The sequence below is a fragment of the Nostoc sp. genome (genome assembly GCF_036917315.1).
Lineage (GTDB): Bacteria > Cyanobacteriota > Cyanobacteriia > Cyanobacteriales > Nostocaceae > Nostoc.
In genome coordinates, this window is record NZ_JBALDR010000013.1 from 499,843 (window position 1) to 515,793 (window position 15,951).

The window sequence follows — 15,951 nt, forward strand, 5'->3', positions numbered from 1 at the left end:
AAAAAATTTTTCACTGTAGTGCCGCGTTCATAACTAGGTTGGGTGTTGAGGTTAAACAGGATTTGATGCAAACACAAGACAGGGTAAAAGTCAATCAAGTCGCAGATGCGATCGCAGCTAGCCAAGAATATCTGCTTTCAATTCAAAATCCGGCAGGTTATTGGTGGGCAGAGTTAGAATCTAATGTCACCATCACTGCTGAAGTCGTCCTTTTACATAAAATTTGGGGAACAGACCAAACCAGACCTTTGCACAAAGTTGCAGCATATTTGCGTCAACAGCAACGACAGCATGGCGGTTGGGAACTTTACTATGGTGATGGCGGAGAACTTAGCACCTCAGTTGAAGCCTACATGGCGCTAAGATTGCTAGGCGTACCAGCAACCGATCCAGCGATGATTCGGGCGCGAAAGTTTATTCTCCAACGCGGTGGTATCAGCAAAACTCGGATTTTTACCAAGTTACACCTTGCCTTGATTGGCTGCTACAACTGGCGCGGTATTCCCTCGCTGCCACCTTGGATAATGCTGTTGCCAAAAGCTTTCCCTGTCAATATCTACGAGATGTCTAGTTGGGCGCGTTCCAGCACAGTGCCGTTGTTGATTGTATGCGATCGCAAACCTGTTTATCTCACCGACTCAGCAATCAATCTAGATGAGCTATACGCTGAAGGTGTCGATCGAGTCCAGTGGGAATTACCTCAAAGTGGTGATTGGACAGATTTATTCCTCACTCTCGATAAAGGTTTCAAGTTTGCAGAAAGCCTTAATTTAGTACCCTTCCGTGAAGAAGGTATCAAAGCCGCCGAAAAATGGATTTTAGAGCGCCAAGAAGCTACAGGCGACTGGGGCGGCATTATTCCGGCGATGTTGAATTCAATGCTAGCTTTGTGGTGTCTTGATTATGACCGAAACGATCCCATTGTGGAACGAGGTTTGCAAGCAATTGATAACTTTGCCATTGAAACCGAGGATAGCTACCGGATACAGCCTTGTATTTCACCCGTTTGGGATACAGCTTGGGCGATGCGTGCTTTAGTAGAATCTGGCTTTGCACCAGATCATCCAGCTGTAGTCAAGGCTGGAGAATGGTTGTTGCAAAAACAAATTTTAGATTACGGAGATTGGGCTGTCAAAAATCGCCAAGGAAAACCAGGGGCTTGGGCATTTGAGTTTGAGAATCGCTTTTATCCCGATGTAGACGACTCGGCTGTGGTGGTGATGGCTCTACATTTGGCGAAACTCCCTAATGAAAAAATCAAGCAGGCTGCGATCGCTCGTGCGTTAAACTGGATTGCATCTATGCAATGTAAACCAGGCGGGTGGGCTGCTTTTGATTTAGATAACGACCAAGATTGGCTTAACTCAATTCCCTATGGCGACTTGAAAGCCATGATCGATCCAAACACCGCAGATGTTACCGCTAGGGTACTAGAAATGCTGGGTGCTTGTGATTTGTCAATTGATAGTGATAATTTGGAGCGATCGCTAACTTATCTTTTGCGCGAACAAGAAACTGAAGGCTGTTGGTTTGGTCGTTGGGGTGTAAATTATATTTACGGCACCAGTGGCGTTTTATCAGCCTTGGCGTTAATCGATCCTCAAAGGCATAAAAAAAGTATAGAACGGGGAGCAGCTTGGTTAGTTGGATGCCAAAATCCAGATGGTGGTTGGGGTGAGACTTGCCGCAGCTACGACGATCCCAGTCTCAAAGGCAAAGGAAATAGTACTGCATCTCAAACTGCTTGGGCTTTAATTGGGTTGATAGCAGCAGGTGAAGCTACTGGTAAATTAGCTCTTGATGCGATCGAGCGGGGAATTGGCTATTTGGTGGCAACTCAACAGCCCGATGGTACTTGGTTTGAGGCAGACTTTACAGGTACTGGCTTCCCTTGTCATTTTTATCTTAAGTATCATCTGTATCAACAATACTTTCCTTTAATCGCACTAGGTCGCTATCAAGCAGCGATTAAAGAAGGTTAATATTCGTTTTCAGTAAGGTAGCACACCTATGCTACCTTATCGTGTATTCCATTTATACGAAAACAGCTATTATCCCTATTTCTCACTCCACGGAATGTGTTTCTTGAAAGAGGGTTATATTACATAAGCGATCGCATCAACTATATATACTCAATTCTTCAAAATCTTAGTGAAGAAAGTTTATTCTCTTAATATCTAACGTCCAAAATCAACGTATTTCTATTCTCTAGCAATGACAATATCGTTAGATTTAATAACTGCATAAGCTTCTTTTCCCTCAGATAATTCCAACTCTTCTGCGGAAGCTCTGGTGATAATCGAAGTTAATTCTACTTTGTGAATAATTTCCAAAGTAACCTCACTATTAACTGCTCCATAAACAACTCGTTTAACCACACCTTTAAGAATATTGCGAGAGCTAACTTTTAGTGATTTCTTGTGAATACTACTTTCTATGTCAGGCTTTTGAGTGTAATAGATATCTTCCTGTTTTTCTTGCTGAGTTGCTGGTGATATTGGTGTTGAGGACTGCTGAGTGAGACTACGCACGAGTTCCCGCAGAATCTCAGTCTTAGTGCGTTGAGACTGTTCGCAGAACTCCTCTAGAATCTTCCGCTCGTCCTCTGAGGTTTGAAATGTAACCCATCCTTGTTCTTTTCTTGGCATAATAATATTATCAATTTTGGTTATCTTGGTAAAATTCTACCAAGCATTAATTCGATACGTCGTTTTAGTAATAACATTTTTTTGTCGGTATTTTCCGCATTTTTATCACAAACTAATCAACTATTCTCATATAGTTAACTACATATATATTTGTTTTTTTATAGATGCGAAATATTTTGTTACTTGAAATTGTCTAAATCATCACTAAAATGATACCAACTAAGATGGTATAACATTGGTCTATGGTATTTGTTGGGATAGCTACGCTTACGCAAGGATAATCTAACAGAAAATTCCACTGGCGTAGGCGTAGCCCGTCGCAGACATCGCGTGAGTGCCGTAGGATTATTTAACGTGAGTTCACAGCCGGGGGATGAAACACCTAAAATCACGTTCTCAAGACCTGCGGAGTTTATTTGAGAACAATATCACCATTGAATACGTGGCAGAACCCCTGAAAGCTATGCCAGCTGATGCGGAGGCGAAAGAAGTGCTGCATTGGATGCAAGCACAAAATTTTGATGTTATTGGCGTTGAGACGGGAGATATTATTAGCGGTTATGTAGAACGCTCTAGTTTGATCCCAGGCAGAGAAGGTAAATGTAGCGACTATCAACGGGTGTTTCATCCCAAAGAACTAATTGCCATTTCCACCCCACTGATAAAGTTGCTACCCATTTTGCAACAAACTCCGCGATTGTTTGTCTTAGATTGCAATCAAGTAAGTGGTATTGTTACCTGTGGTGATTTGCAGAAAGCACCCGTGCGAATGCTACTGTTTGGCTTAGTAACGCTGCTAGAAATGAATTTGCTGCGGCTGGTGCGGATTTACTATCCCCAAGATTCTTGGCAAAAAGTCCTTAAACCTGAGCGCTTAGAAGCTGCTCAAAGACTATGGCGAGAGAGTCAGGAAAGAAACGAAGCCACGGATTTGTTAGATTATCTACAATTTTGTGATAAGCGAGAGTTGATTTTAAATCAACCAGAACTTCTCCAGCAACTAGGACTAAAATCAAAACGGTTTGGCGAACGTTTCCTCAAGTCTGCTGAACAGTTGCGAAACCGATTAGCTCACGCCCAAAGTTTAGTTAGCGGTTCCTCTTGGACAGAGTTGATTTCTCTAGCAGAAGCGATGGAAAAGCTGTTAATTCATTGTGAGGAAGTTGAGTAAAGTGGTCAGCTTTCTTTAACACTATTGAACCAACCGCTCAAATCCGCTGGAGTCGATAAATCTAATAACGCCTTACTTAGCTTGACTTTATCCATTTTTTCACAACGCGATACTCCTGCGGAGTCGTTGCACGAACGCTAATGCTAAAACCTATATGGGGTCTTAGTTTTACTTTTTCAATTTCACCGTGAATCAGTGACATAGAAAAAGTTTTTGCTCTATAAGATAATAGGGTTCGATTAAGGTTTTTTGATGAAAATTCTAAATCGCTAAAGATGCGATAAATCATCACAAAGACGCGATAAATCGCCGTCTCTACAATAATCATTCTTTTGTAGAGACGGCGATTCATCGCGTCTCTTGCCTTAACGTAATTTTGAATAAACTCGATATTAGAGGATGTTTGAAAAGTTCTGTTGTCGATATCAAAAGTTTTAGCTCCCTCTAAATCCCCGTTTTAAAGGGGATCTTTGATTCCAGTTAGCCCATTTTTAAAGTGGGTGAGAGGGGATTTAAAAGTACCTAATGTCACACCAAAACACTTTTCAAACAACCTCTGAAATCATCTAATTGAGTCAGAGACAATACTTCATTTGCGATGTCTACGACGGGCAACTCTTAGAGACACACTTGCGTTTGCCTACATAATTTTAGAGCAACCATTGCAAGCTTATTTTTTAGTAAACTTATAACTGTTTTTCTGTAAACTGTAGGTTAGCAAGCACCGCTCTTATTTGACACAACTTTTAAAGTTTTCAAGATGAGACTCATATCATAAACGATAGACCACTTACGTTGGTAGTCTAAGTCCATGTGAACAATATCTTCAAAGTCTTTAATACTGGAGCGACCATGAGCCTGCCATTCACCAGTCATACCCGGCTTGACATTCAAACGTTCCCAGTGGTGGTTTGAGTAATGTATCACTTCATTAGGAGTGGGAGGGCGGGTACCGACTAGACTCATTTCCCCCAGCAGCACGTTCCAAAACTGAGGAAGTTCATCTAAACTAGTGCGGCGGAGAAACTTTCCTACACAGGTAATGCGGGGGTCATTCTCATTTTTGAATATCCGATCGCTTTGAGCTTCATTCTTAACTAGATGCTTAAGTTGGTCAGCTCCGACTGACATCGACCGGAATTTCCAAATTCGGAAGTGACGCCCATTCAAACCACAGCGAATTTGACTGTAAAATATAGAACCTGGGCTATCTAACTTAATAGCGATCGCAATAGGAATTGCTACGAATATTGTAATCGATAGCCCGATAACAGCACCCAAGATGTCAATCAGTCGCTTGGCTTTACTGATGACAGAGGGATGAACTGGAACTTTAACTTTAGGAAGAGTATGGGTATTATCTAGAACTTGCATATCAAAACGATGGGAAGTAAAGGTATTAGACATGAGTAATTACAGTTTCAGTAGGTAAGTTTATGAACTCGATAGTCTGTACATTTCCTTATTTAAGTAACTAGTAAAAGTGAGAATAAAATTTTCTAATAGCTTCAGCAAGTAAATATATAACCAACCAATCTGTTCTTTAAGATATTTGCAGTGACAGTAGCGGTGAATACTCATGGTTGAGCATTGAACATCGTTACGACGGCATCATAATTCTCATAAATTTCAAACACTGAATCCATCTGAGTCAGTTCAAAGATCGTCCGAACAGGTGCTTGCAGATTGCAAATTATCAAACGACAACCCGAACGTATAGCTGAAACCCCCTTAAGTAAAGCAGCTAAACCCGAACTATTCATAAAATTTACTTTGACTAGATCGATCGCCCAAAGATGTTTGGGGTGAGGTACTAAGCTAGATAGCTGTTCCCTTAAGGTATTACCATGCTCAAAATCTAAGCATTGCTGAGGTTGAATCACGATCGGTTGCCTTTCTTGTGTCAGAGTCATAAGTTTTCTAGATTTAATTAGCTAAAAAGCTGACTTTAAAAAGCATGAAACTATGTGCTTTACCACATATGCTCGTTTCATGATAATTAACTGATAAGGTATTTAAGATCCTCGATCATTTGTTATTTTATTAATCTGAAATTTCTGTTGCAAAATTAACCAAAAAAATGGTAATCCTTCTATTAAATATCTTTTCCATAATCTTTTAGGCTCCGATACCATTCTATATAACCATTCAAAACCCATACTACTTATATATTTTGGTGCCCTTTGTATATTACCTGCTTCAAAATCAATAGTGGCGCCTATTGCTAAAAATATTTTGATATTTGGCAGTTGCTTTTTGTATTTATATATCCATTTTTCTTGTTTTGGTGCGCCTAGCCCAACAGCTAATACTGTGGCGTCTGAAGAATTAATCATCTCAATTATTTTTCTACATTCCGCTTCTTTTTTTTCAAATCCAAAAGGTGGTGAATACGAGCTTACAATTATATTTCTATGAACTTTGGCATTAATTTTCTCTTGAGCTTTAATAGCTACACCTTGTGCTGCACCTAATAAAAATATTTTAATTGTTTCATTTTGTTTGTGAAAGTTATAAAATGCTGGAAAAAAGTCAGAACCGGAAATTTTTTCTTGGATGGGCTGACCTAAGAAACGAGATGCATATATTAAAATTTGACTATCACATAGTTTGTAATCAGCGGTTTTATAAGCTTCAAGAAATTCCCGATCGTTTTGCAATTTCATTATGTGATCTACATTGGGAGTAAATACAGTACCATATTTAAGATTTTCTAAAACTTCTGTTGTCAAGACATTGTTAATCTCAATATTTAAGAGATTAACCTTTTGTACTTGGTTGTTGTTCCATTCAAAGGATTTACTCTGATGTTTGAAAAGCTGTACTGGGAAAAAACTGAGTGTTTCAGATGAGAAAATACGGTCAAAGCGAATGTTAAAGAGACTATTTTTTTGTGCCATATAATTTGAAGTTCGCTATCTACAGTTGAGAAATAGTAAAATTTAGAGCATTGCCGATGTTTTCTACTTATGCAGGTATATTTAGAAGAGTGTTACGTTTGGGTGATGTCAAACCATATAAATGCTAAAAGTATGAACAATGTCTGTTGCCAGACTTCAATTTTTATCTGTCAAAGTTTTTAATACAGTTGCATTGCTACGCATAAGCACCATAAAAGATTTGGTGTTGCTGAATTATGGGATGATTTCACTCAATTTGGAACGGCTTTTCAATTGTTTCAACTGCCGATTCATACCGCATTTATACAACGCCAAAGATTTGATAGGACTTGAGACTTTGTTCACGAGGTTGAGTCAAAACTTAGTGAACTATATGTATACTTTCGTACGCAAATACCGATAGAAAATACTATCTGATGGCTACTTAAATTATTTTTTATACAGTATCCTAATGAGGAATAAAATTATCCAGCTAACTATCCGTTTGGCTGTAGCGTACAGATAGTCTAAATTTCATAATAAGGTAATTAGGCACAACCAAACAAACGTATGTTTAATTTTTTCAAATCCGTACAATAACCAATTTGTAAGCTATTCGATGAATTTACATTTCTTTACATAGCTTGGTTTTTCAACGCCGATTGACTGACTACACCAGATAAAAAATCAGAGATTTTGATAACTACAGAAATTAAGATAACAAACAACTATTGCCACGCATAATTAGTGTTGAACAGATGATATGTTGAGTGAAAATATTTCAATCAAGTAGCGAGTGAGAAGTTTTGTTTCTCGCGTCATTTCTCTAGTCAGATAATAATGACAGTCTGTGGACTTGTCGATTGCAATTTAATTGCTTATGCTCTTTATCTGTCAATGACCGAAAACAAAAAGGATACAGAGCAACTAAATTTCTTTATGGAGATCATTTATTTTGAATTTTGTTAGCGCAGCGTTAGCGAATCTGTGAGCGTCATTTTGAATTTTGAATTCAGAGCGTTCGCCCTTGGCGTCTCGAAGAGAAGCCACGTGACTTGAGCCTGCCTGGGAAAAAATAAATATTTATTCTTTCTATACTTTCCGCTCTTAACTGATGATTTAGCTCAACTTATCCACCCAAAGCCTTATGGTTACGTCCATTCAACGCTGACGATCGCTAAAACTATTTTCTAGTAGGAATTTCCCATTTGCAGATAAGTCTAAAGATATGAAAAGACTATGAAAAGACACCGAATTATGGTTGTTGGTAGCAATGTCGTGACCGTGCAGCGCGTCAGCAGTCATTGCCTAAAACAAAATGCAGAAGTTTTTCCATATTATTGTATTCCCACGCCGGAAGAGATCGCTTTGTTTGAACCTCATGTATTGGTGCTATGTCTACCCATACCTGAGCAATTCCAGCATCAACTACTTCAGCCTTACATTTTGTGGTCAGAACAACTTGTGAATAACATCTCACCACTGGCTACCACTTTGGCAGAATTATCTGACTGTTTACATAAATTCCTCTAAGCTTAAATCAACCCTTGGCGTACAGCTAAAGCTGCTGCTTGAACGCGATCGTCAACGCTCAGTTTGTTGAGAACCATACGTACATAAGACTTGACGGTTCCAAGTGAGAGGTAGAGTTGGTTTGCAATCTGCTGGTTTGAGCGTCCTTGTGCAATAAGTTTAAGAATCTCGCGTTCGCGATTACTGAGAATAGGTTGCGCTATTACCTGAGATACAGGAACATCGGGAACGACAGCGGTTGACCTAAGCATCCGAGCAACTTTTTGAGCGATTAGAGGATCTAAATAAGCACCACCTTGAAGTATCAATTGAATAACAGCGATGAGCTGTTCCCATTCAATGGTTTTAAGACAGTAACCATCAGCACCAGCTGCAAGCATCCCCATGACCTGGATATCGTCGTCGAAGGCACTTAAGGCTAGAACACAAGTAGTCAAGCAATTACTTTTTATATGCTGGGTGGCTGTAATCCCATCCATAACTGGTAGATCGATATCCATTAAAACTACATCTGGTTGGAGTTGGCTAGCTAATTCAACAGCCTCTCCACCGTCCAATGCCTCTCCAACTATACTAAAACCAGGTTCTAGGCTAAATTGCCCTTTCATCCCTCGGCGGATTAAAGCGTGATCGTCAACTAATAGAACCCGCACAGTTTTCTCTTTGTCAATATTAGGTATCATTATTACTATATATATTTGGTTGTATTCTGTTCATCGTTGCAATCAACTTGATTTATGGCACTTGGGAGAGTAAACCAGAAAGTACTTCCCTTTCCAAGAGAACTTTCAACACCAATGTTTCCTCCGTGAGCCTCAATAATTTGACGACACAAGTACAGACCAAGCCCACTTCTCCCACGATGCCCCCGTCCTTGAATAAAGCGGTGGAATAGCTTTTCCTGAGCTTGCGGTGCAATTCCTGAACCGCGATCGCGCACCGAAACCCGCACTCGCTCTTCTCCATCAGGCGTTATCTCAATCAGAATTTCCCCGTTAGGCTTACTTACCCGCACAGCGTTATCAAGTAAGTTTTGTAAAACCCTTTGAATTTCTAGTTCATCACCATAGACAGTTGGCAGCAATTGAGAAGTTTTACAAATGAAGGCTAACTCACGTGTAGATGTTGCTTTTATCTGACTAATTACTTTAATTAAAATCTTTTCCCAATTCAGGCGATCGCACATTAAACAAGCGCTGCGTGCTTCATAACGGGAGATATCTAAGAGCAGTTCCACTAGCTTAAGCAGATCCTCATTAGCTTCATGGTACTCTTGAAAAACTTCCTTCCAAGTGTCATTTACTGAACCAAAAGCTCCTTTGAGCATACAATCTAAAGTGTTACGAGTGGCAAGTAAAGGAATACGTAGGTCGTGGGAAAGTGCAGATATCATATCTTCAAGCTGTTGGTTACGCACCTCAATACTTTGTTGACGGTGACGAGTCTTATCAGCGATCGCGTTAAGAACTCCAGCTAGTTGCCCGATCTCATCTAGAGAAGAATGGGAGAGTTGTACTTCCATTTGTCCCGCTTGCCAAAGTTTACAAACTTGTGTCAATTTGCTTAATGGAAGTTTGACTCGCCAATGCAATAACTGGAGATTTAAAATTGCTCCTAACAAAATGATTAATGTGCTGAAAATATTGATCGCAGTGTTAATATCATTTAAATACTGTACGCGATTTTTGCGAACCCTCAAAAGCATCTCTTCGTGCTGAATGAGTTTCCTAATTTCGTAGTGCAAGGAATCAAATAAAGTGCTTCTTGGCAGAGCAGAGTTGCTCGCAGAACCAGAAAGCGCTTTTTGCTTCAACTCCCTTTGCCACTGGTTATAGATATATCTAATTTTATCGAGTTGTTTTATTTGATCGGGGTTGTCTTGTACGAGATTGTACAGATGGTTGAAGCTGTTGTGGAAGCTGGGCCTCTTCTGACGATAATCTGTAGGATTAGTTTGTCCCTGAGTGGAATTTTCTAGAAAACCTTTTTCTTGATTATCTATCACAGCATTGAGTAGACGTTCTCCTTCTCGCCCTACGATTAAAGCATGAGTTACCCGGTCATATACTTCATGATTTAGGTGTGCTATCAAGAGGTTGAAGACTTGCTGTCCGAATAAATACAACACTAGCAGGAAAATACTAGTATGCAGAGGGTTTAAAAAATTACCTTTCCTAGATGAATGAATTAAGAAAGGTATCAAGCTAATAGCTATCACTATCTAATATCTCTACCACCTTAATTAAAGTTACCTAGAATACTACTTAAAACCTGTATATTACAGCACCCCTAAAAGCTTTGCTGATGTTAAGCTGTGATTCCATAAGCGTTAACTATACATATACTACATATCCGTATACCTCATATTAACAACCTAATTGTATTAAATAACGTTGCAAAAATTATCCTACTCTGTTTTTTACAAAAATTAACATAGAGCATAAAAATTAATAATCTTTTAGCTTTGTGGTTTTCATACAACTGATGTCAGTTGTACAAACAATAGTATTTTTTTACAGACTACCTCGGTATATCCCTCTACCATTAGTGCCAATAAAGACTAGTCCGAATTTCTGCCAGCTAGCCTCCATTACATTAGGCTCATTGCCCATAGGTTGGTGTAAAAAGGCGATATTTATCCATGTTTTTCCTTTGTCGAGAGAGCGAAATACTCCTTCGCCTATACCAGCAATTTCCCCATACAAATACAGTGCAGGAATTTTACTTCCTTTTTGTGCCTTACCAAGGGCGAATAAATGAGCTTTCTTCACTTTCGGAATCTGGGCAAAGTTCACACCGCCATTTGTTGAGCGATAAAGTCCGTGAGAATTAAGACTGAGCCAGACTTCGCCATTAACTCCCGGAACTGTTTTGAGCATAGACCAACTTTCTGAAGGCAATGATGAGTTTACAATCCTAAAAGATGCGCCTCCATTCTTACTACGGTATAACTTGCCACCACTGTAATAGTAAAAAGTGTTGCCATCTAATTTGTCAGCTACTAATGGTTGACCCCAGTACCACGGCCCTTTGGGGCCTTTGGGTAATCCTGATACTTTGCTCCAAGAAAATCCGCCATTGGTTGTGCGAATAGGCTGTCCTTGATGAATAATTGCGACAAATAGATTTGAATTTGTTGCTGACATGGCTACACGCAACGGTATTGTGTTCTTTGGAAACGAGGAAAATTTTTTCCATGTCACTCCCCCATCCCCCGAAGTTGCTCCTGTATAAGTATTGTTCCATCGATTACCACCAACACGTACCATTCGTGAAGGATTGCTTTCGCTATAAGCAAGGCCATAGGTATCCTGGAACCGAGGACTATTTTTACCGCCCAATTGCGTAGATGGGTAGACATCTAGCCCATTGCTGTGATTAAACCCATCCGTATCAGCAACACCGCTCAACAATTTAGAGCCACTTCGAGGCGAGGCTAGGGCGAAGCTAACTATCTGCTCATGTCCTTTTTCATAGTTCGACCAAACAGATGGTTCTGCGTTGATGTTGTCTGTCCGCCATGTTCCATACCAGTCTGTTAACCATAACCGTCCAGGAGTTTTTGGGTCAAACTCAATAGCTGAGGTTGCGGAGGCAAAATACCACTCAGGCCACCAGGGCACTTGAGGTTTCAAGGTACGCTGTTTCTGTTGCCATGTAGCTCCACCATCAGTAGATTGAAATATTACACGATGGTTTGTTGTGGAAACATACTGGTCATAAACAATTAAAAGGTGATTGGGATTATTTGGATCTACAGAAATGGCATTAAATGTAGTTTTCGCGTTACTTGGTGCGATCTCGCTCCAAATACTGTTTGCATATTTGCTGACACCTGATGTATGCGTTACATACAGAACTTTGTCCTTTGCGAGAGCCATTCGATTCACGTGTGATGGGCTTCCTGATATTTTGCTCCAGGTAACACCCGTATCAGTGGATTTATATATGCCATCTCCATAGGCATTGGCATAGACTAGTCCAGATACATTTTTGCTAAATACAATACCTGCAATTCCAATCTTTGCTTCCGACTTTTCGGGAAAGGAGCTAACCTTGCCCCATGTTGTACCACCATCTGAAGACTTCCATAGCCCATTCAATCGCGAACCAAATAAAATAACATTGGAATTAAAGGGATTCACGGCTAGCCTCTCTCCTAGCCAACGTTTAGTTTCATTGCCGCCCATTGGCAAGTCTATTTTCAGCTTATTCCAGGTTTGACCGCGATCGCTCGATTTAAAAATTGTTCCTAATCCACCCCAACTAGTAGTATATTTACCTGCTGCGATGTATACAATATCTGGATTATTTGGGTCAAGTGCTAAGGCTTCTCCCCCGTAGTAATTGCTGTGTTGCAAGCTAAATATATCTGTTAGCGGAATCCATTTGTAGTCTTTTGAATTCCAACGATAAAAGCCACCCATATCAGTTTTGATGTAGGCTAAATTTCGCTCTTGTGGATGCAAATAAATGCCTGTAACATAACCACCTCCTCCAATAGATACATTAGCCCAGTGATAGCCTGATGTAGTACTCCAAGTAGATTTAAGGGGTGTAAAATTGACGACAATAGCCAGCGCAAGTATAGCAATACAAGTTGTTTGCGCTAGCAGCCTCCAGAAACGGCGATCGCTCATTGCTATTTTCATAAGATTTGCAAGTATTTACTTTAAGTTACTTTACAAGAAGTAAATTAAAGTAAAGTAAATCGGGTACAGGTAGGTGGATATCTGGGTGGATAATTTTATTGAACCCTAGAGGATGCTGTCTGCATTGAGACAATATTGACCATCAGGCAGTTTTGTCATTGCTGTTTAAGAAGGAAACTTTAATAAGAATTATTAATAAATTTTGAAGCAACCATGTAGTACGATCCTGTAAGTTTACTTAGGCGAATCGCAAAACCCCACCTAGATTTTGTAATTCCGCAGCCAGTTCCCGACTTTAGAGGATTTTTAATGGCCAATCATACAGAAATCTCTGCGGGTTACCCTAGCAGTTTGAGAAAATCAGTAACCAAAAAAGCATCTTGGCAGCGTTACTTACTTCTAGGTCTAGCTACCAACATAGCATTTTGGACTGCAACTTTTCTTTATCTAAAGCTTACACCACCGACCTATACTAGTTCTTCAGCGATTAATCTGCCAGGAGCATGGTCAAATGCCAATATTAATTTACCAGACATTGGCTATGCTAATTATGAAAATGTGTCTCCATACGCTGCTCTTTCTTCTCAAGATCCCAGAGAAATTTATAAATTTATTGCTGAAAGCGACCCTATATTAAAAGCGGCAGCGGATCAACTTAATATGTCTTTAGAAGAGTTTGGCAAACCTCGGCTCAAGCTAATAATTAATACTTCCATGATGAGCGTTGACTTTGAAGGTGCAAGTCCCGATGAAGCTCAAAATAAATCTTTAGCTTTTTACAAAGCCTTGCAAGCAAGACTCAACATGCTACGAAATCAAGAAGCTGTTCAAAGAGATATAGGTTATCAAACTTCCCTGATTTCTTCGCAAAAAAAATTAGCAGATGCTCATAAGCGGCTTTCCGATTACAAAGCACGTTCGGGTTTGAACTCTGAAGATCAAATTAAGGATCTGACAACCAACATTGAACAGCTCCGCAGACAACGAGCTGAAATAATCGGTCAACAGCAACAGGCTACTACTCGTCTAGCAGAATTATCGAATAATTTAAAGCTATCTGCTGGACAAGCTACAGATGCTTTTACCCTTCAAACAGACCAGATATTTCAACAGAACTTAAAAAATTATAGTGATGCTAGCGCTTCTGTGACTGTTTTAGAATCAAAATTTTTGCCTAACCATCCGACATTAATTGCAGAGCAAGCGAAAAGAGACGCTGCTCAACAGGCCCTGATAGTTCGAGGTCAGTCTCTTTTAGGGCGAAAATTTACTTTGGCAGTTCTAAAGCAGTTAAGCCTTAGTAGCAATAACTCTGGTAACAACGCTCCTCGAGACGCTCTTTCCCAAGAACTAGTTATAGTTCAGGCAGACCAAAAGGGATTCACCGCTCAAGCTCAAGCAATAGAACAACAGCTTAACCAGCTTGAAAGTAGGCTCAAAAATTTAACACAGTTGGAAAGCACCTTGGATTCGCTGAAGCGAAATACGCAAATTGCTGGAGCGGTCTTTTCCTCCAATTTGACCAGACTGGATATTGGCAAGTCGAATACTTTTGGATCTTATCCACTGATTCAACTTGTTATACAGCCTACATTACCTGAGAAACCGACTTCACCAAAAGATAAATTGGTTTTACTAGGTTCAGCTTTAGGCTCCCTTTTCGTATCCCTTGGACTGGTGTTACTTTGGTGGCGCGAACGTAAAAATTTAATATCTGATAAGACTGGAAGTACAGAGAGGAAGAGAATGGAATAATGAAACCTCAAAACTTTGAAGAAAGTCTTGTTTGGTATTGGATAATTAGTACCTATGTATTTTATTTTATTGGTATTTTATATCCTGTAAATTTTTTATTAGCTTGGATACTGTTTTTTTACCTATGTAAGCGACTTTGGAACCAAACAGCGCACACTAGTAGTGACAAAATAATCAAAGTTTATTGGATACATTGGGTTTGGATTGTCTCTATTCTGGTCATAGCGATCGCTACAATTGTCGGCTGTATAAATTATGATGTAGGTACAAATCAAACTCTTAGGTCATTAATTAATTGGTTTACAGATTGGGCTTTGCTAGCACTATTTCCATTAAGCGGCTGTCTGAATATTCGACCACAACTAATCTATAGAGCCGTCTGTATCTTATGCCTTCAAAGTTTGATTTTAATTCCCTTCTTTTATCTAGCTTGGATAGTACACTTGCCTGCACACCTATATTCTTCTCCAATTGAAAGATTAATCCAGAATGGTGCGCTTTTTTACAATGTCAATCTCTATGGTAGTGATTACGGTACGAATAATGTCCGTCTATTTCTATTTGCACCTTGGGCACCTGCGCTAGGTCTTATTGGAAACATCTACTTCTTTCTTGCTCTTGAAGAACGTAACAATAAGTGGCGCTTCATTGGTATAGTCGGCTCTTTAGCTATGAGTATAGTATCTGTTTCTCGCTTATCTTTTATAGCTTTACCAATAGTTTTCATATTAATTTTGTTGCTTACAAAAATTACTAAACCTACTACGCAAATTGCGATCGGGTTTGTTAGCTTTTTAGCAGGTATTTTTAGCACGGCACTTCTTGGTACTATTAAGGATGTTAAAGAAGCATTTTATAATGCTAGACCGGACTCTTCACGAGTGCATGAAGCTTTAGGTATGATTGCCTTGGATAAATGGAAAGAAGCTCCTATCTGGGGTCATGGTTTTCGAGAAGCACCAGGGCCTAAAGCATTAGCAGAAATGCCTATCGGCTCTCACCATACTTGGTTTGGTCTCTTGTTTGTTAAAGGGATAGTTGGCTTCATTGCTTTTTTAGTACCAATTTTATTGAGTTTTATAGTGTTGCTGATTAAAGCACAGAAAAGCACAACTGCTAGGGTAGCATTGTATTTTCTTGTCACTCTATTACTTTTTACATTCAATGATAGCCAAGAAGTTTTAGGTTACTTATACTATCCCGGTTTAATTATCATGGGAATTGCATTTAAAGAAGAAGTGCAGCTTCCTAACTCTTCTCTTCATAAAAAGCCTGAAGCTACTTATATTTAAATTTTAAATTGATAAAAAATA

General features: G+C 39.5%; 13 protein-coding genes. 5 read left to right on the forward strand and 8 right to left on the reverse strand.

The window, feature by feature from the left end:
- Positions 1-65 precede the first annotated feature (65 nt).
- On the forward strand, positions 66-1,982 hold the full coding sequence (shc, locus tag V7K84_RS08550; protein ID WP_334837361.1) for a squalene--hopene cyclase: 1,917 nt from the start codon (positions 66-68) through the stop codon (positions 1,980-1,982).
- Positions 1,983-2,201: 219 nt separating this feature from the next.
- Here the strand turns inward: shc and V7K84_RS08555 are convergent, their stop codons facing one another.
- Positions 2,202-2,648: a TOBE domain-containing protein gene (locus tag V7K84_RS08555; protein ID WP_334837362.1), complete on the reverse strand. Its 447-nt coding sequence runs from the start codon at positions 2,646-2,648 to the stop codon at positions 2,202-2,204.
- 373 nt (positions 2,649-3,021) lie between these two features.
- Between V7K84_RS08555 and V7K84_RS08560 the strand changes: the two genes are divergently transcribed.
- The gene (locus V7K84_RS08560) at positions 3,022-3,819 is read left to right on the forward strand and encodes a hypothetical protein (protein ID WP_334837363.1); all 798 of its coding nucleotides are present in this window, start codon (positions 3,022-3,024) and stop codon (positions 3,817-3,819) included.
- A gap of 76 nt (positions 3,820-3,895) precedes the next feature.
- On the opposite strand, the gene V7K84_RS08565 is transcribed toward V7K84_RS08560, so the two are convergent.
- The 4 genes from V7K84_RS08565 to V7K84_RS08580 all read right to left on the reverse strand — a co-directional run bounded on the left by V7K84_RS08565 (position 3,896) and on the right by V7K84_RS08580 (position 6,719).
- The gene (locus V7K84_RS08565; protein ID WP_334837364.1) at positions 3,896-4,171 is read right to left on the reverse strand and encodes a hypothetical protein; all 276 of its coding nucleotides are present in this window, start codon (positions 4,169-4,171) and stop codon (positions 3,896-3,898) included.
- A 362-nt stretch (positions 4,172-4,533) separates the two neighbouring features.
- The gene (locus V7K84_RS08570) at positions 4,534-5,193 is read right to left on the reverse strand and encodes a sugar transferase (protein WP_334837427.1); all 660 of its coding nucleotides are present in this window, start codon (positions 5,191-5,193) and stop codon (positions 4,534-4,536) included.
- Between the two features lie 203 nt (positions 5,194-5,396).
- Entirely contained in the window at positions 5,397-5,732 is a 336-nt protein-coding gene (locus tag V7K84_RS08575; protein WP_334837365.1) for an STAS domain-containing protein, read from the reverse strand.
- Between the two features lie 102 nt (positions 5,733-5,834).
- Positions 5,835-6,719 (reverse strand): WecB/TagA/CpsF family glycosyltransferase, encoded by an 885-nt coding sequence (locus V7K84_RS08580; RefSeq protein WP_334837366.1) that lies wholly within the window; start codon positions 6,717-6,719, stop codon positions 5,835-5,837.
- Positions 6,720-7,937: 1,218 nt separating this feature from the next.
- Here V7K84_RS08580 and V7K84_RS08585 point away from each other — a divergent pair.
- Positions 7,938-8,231, forward strand: coding sequence for a hypothetical protein (locus tag V7K84_RS08585; RefSeq protein WP_334837367.1), 294 nt, complete (start codon positions 7,938-7,940; stop codon positions 8,229-8,231).
- A gap of 2 nt (positions 8,232-8,233) precedes the next feature.
- Here the strand turns inward: V7K84_RS08585 and V7K84_RS08590 are convergent, their stop codons facing one another.
- The 3 genes from V7K84_RS08590 to V7K84_RS08600 all read right to left on the reverse strand — a co-directional run bounded on the left by V7K84_RS08590 (position 8,234) and on the right by V7K84_RS08600 (position 12,883).
- Complete coding sequence (locus V7K84_RS08590; RefSeq protein ID WP_334837368.1) at positions 8,234-8,914, reverse strand: response regulator transcription factor; 681 nt, start codon at positions 8,912-8,914, stop codon at positions 8,234-8,236.
- A 5-nt stretch (positions 8,915-8,919) separates the two neighbouring features.
- Positions 8,920-10,359: an ATP-binding protein gene (locus tag V7K84_RS08595; RefSeq protein WP_334837369.1), complete on the reverse strand. Its 1,440-nt coding sequence runs from the start codon at positions 10,357-10,359 to the stop codon at positions 8,920-8,922.
- 385 nt (positions 10,360-10,744) lie between these two features.
- Positions 10,745-12,883 (reverse strand): WD40/YVTN/BNR-like repeat-containing protein, encoded by a 2,139-nt coding sequence (locus V7K84_RS08600; RefSeq protein ID WP_334837370.1) that lies wholly within the window; start codon positions 12,881-12,883, stop codon positions 10,745-10,747.
- A gap of 309 nt (positions 12,884-13,192) precedes the next feature.
- On the opposite strand from V7K84_RS08600, the gene V7K84_RS08605 reads away from it, so the two are divergent.
- Together V7K84_RS08605 and V7K84_RS08610 are read left to right on the forward strand one after the other, a co-directional pair.
- Positions 13,193-14,638, forward strand: a complete 1,446-nt coding sequence (locus V7K84_RS08605) for a GumC family protein (RefSeq protein WP_334837371.1) — start codon at positions 13,193-13,195, stop codon at positions 14,636-14,638.
- The gene (locus tag V7K84_RS08610; RefSeq protein WP_334837372.1) at positions 14,638-15,930 is read left to right on the forward strand and encodes an O-antigen ligase family protein; all 1,293 of its coding nucleotides are present in this window, start codon (positions 14,638-14,640) and stop codon (positions 15,928-15,930) included. The genes V7K84_RS08605 and V7K84_RS08610 overlap by 1 nt, the downstream gene beginning before the upstream one ends.
- The last annotated feature ends 21 nt before the right edge of the window (positions 15,931-15,951 follow it).

Excerpts from the sequence above, each read along its gene's own strand:
- V7K84_RS08590 (WP_334837368.1), bottom strand. The coding sequence starts at position 8,914 with ATGATACCTAATATTGACAAAGAGAAAACTGTGCGGGTTCTATTAGTT.
- V7K84_RS08565 (WP_334837364.1), bottom strand. The coding sequence starts at position 4,171 with ATGAATCGCCGTCTCTACAAAAGAATGATTATTGTAGAGACGGCGATT.
- V7K84_RS08580 (WP_334837366.1), bottom strand. The coding sequence starts at position 6,719 with ATGGCACAAAAAAATAGTCTCTTTAACATTCGCTTTGACCGTATTTTC.
- shc (WP_334837361.1), top strand. The coding sequence starts at position 66 with ATGCAAACACAAGACAGGGTAAAAGTCAATCAAGTCGCAGATGCGATC.
- V7K84_RS08610 (WP_334837372.1), top strand. The coding sequence starts at position 14,638 with ATGAAACCTCAAAACTTTGAAGAAAGTCTTGTTTGGTATTGGATAATT.
- V7K84_RS08575 (WP_334837365.1), bottom strand. The coding sequence starts at position 5,732 with ATGACTCTGACACAAGAAAGGCAACCGATCGTGATTCAACCTCAGCAA.
- V7K84_RS08605 (WP_334837371.1), top strand. The coding sequence starts at position 13,193 with ATGGCCAATCATACAGAAATCTCTGCGGGTTACCCTAGCAGTTTGAGA.
- V7K84_RS08560 (WP_334837363.1), top strand. The coding sequence starts at position 3,022 with ATGAAACACCTAAAATCACGTTCTCAAGACCTGCGGAGTTTATTTGAG.
- V7K84_RS08600 (WP_334837370.1), bottom strand. The coding sequence starts at position 12,883 with ATGAAAATAGCAATGAGCGATCGCCGTTTCTGGAGGCTGCTAGCGCAA.
- V7K84_RS08555 (WP_334837362.1), bottom strand. The coding sequence starts at position 2,648 with ATGCCAAGAAAAGAACAAGGATGGGTTACATTTCAAACCTCAGAGGAC.
- V7K84_RS08570 (WP_334837427.1), bottom strand. The coding sequence starts at position 5,193 with ATGCAAGTTCTAGATAATACCCATACTCTTCCTAAAGTTAAAGTTCCA.
- V7K84_RS08585 (WP_334837367.1), top strand. The coding sequence starts at position 7,938 with ATGAAAAGACACCGAATTATGGTTGTTGGTAGCAATGTCGTGACCGTG.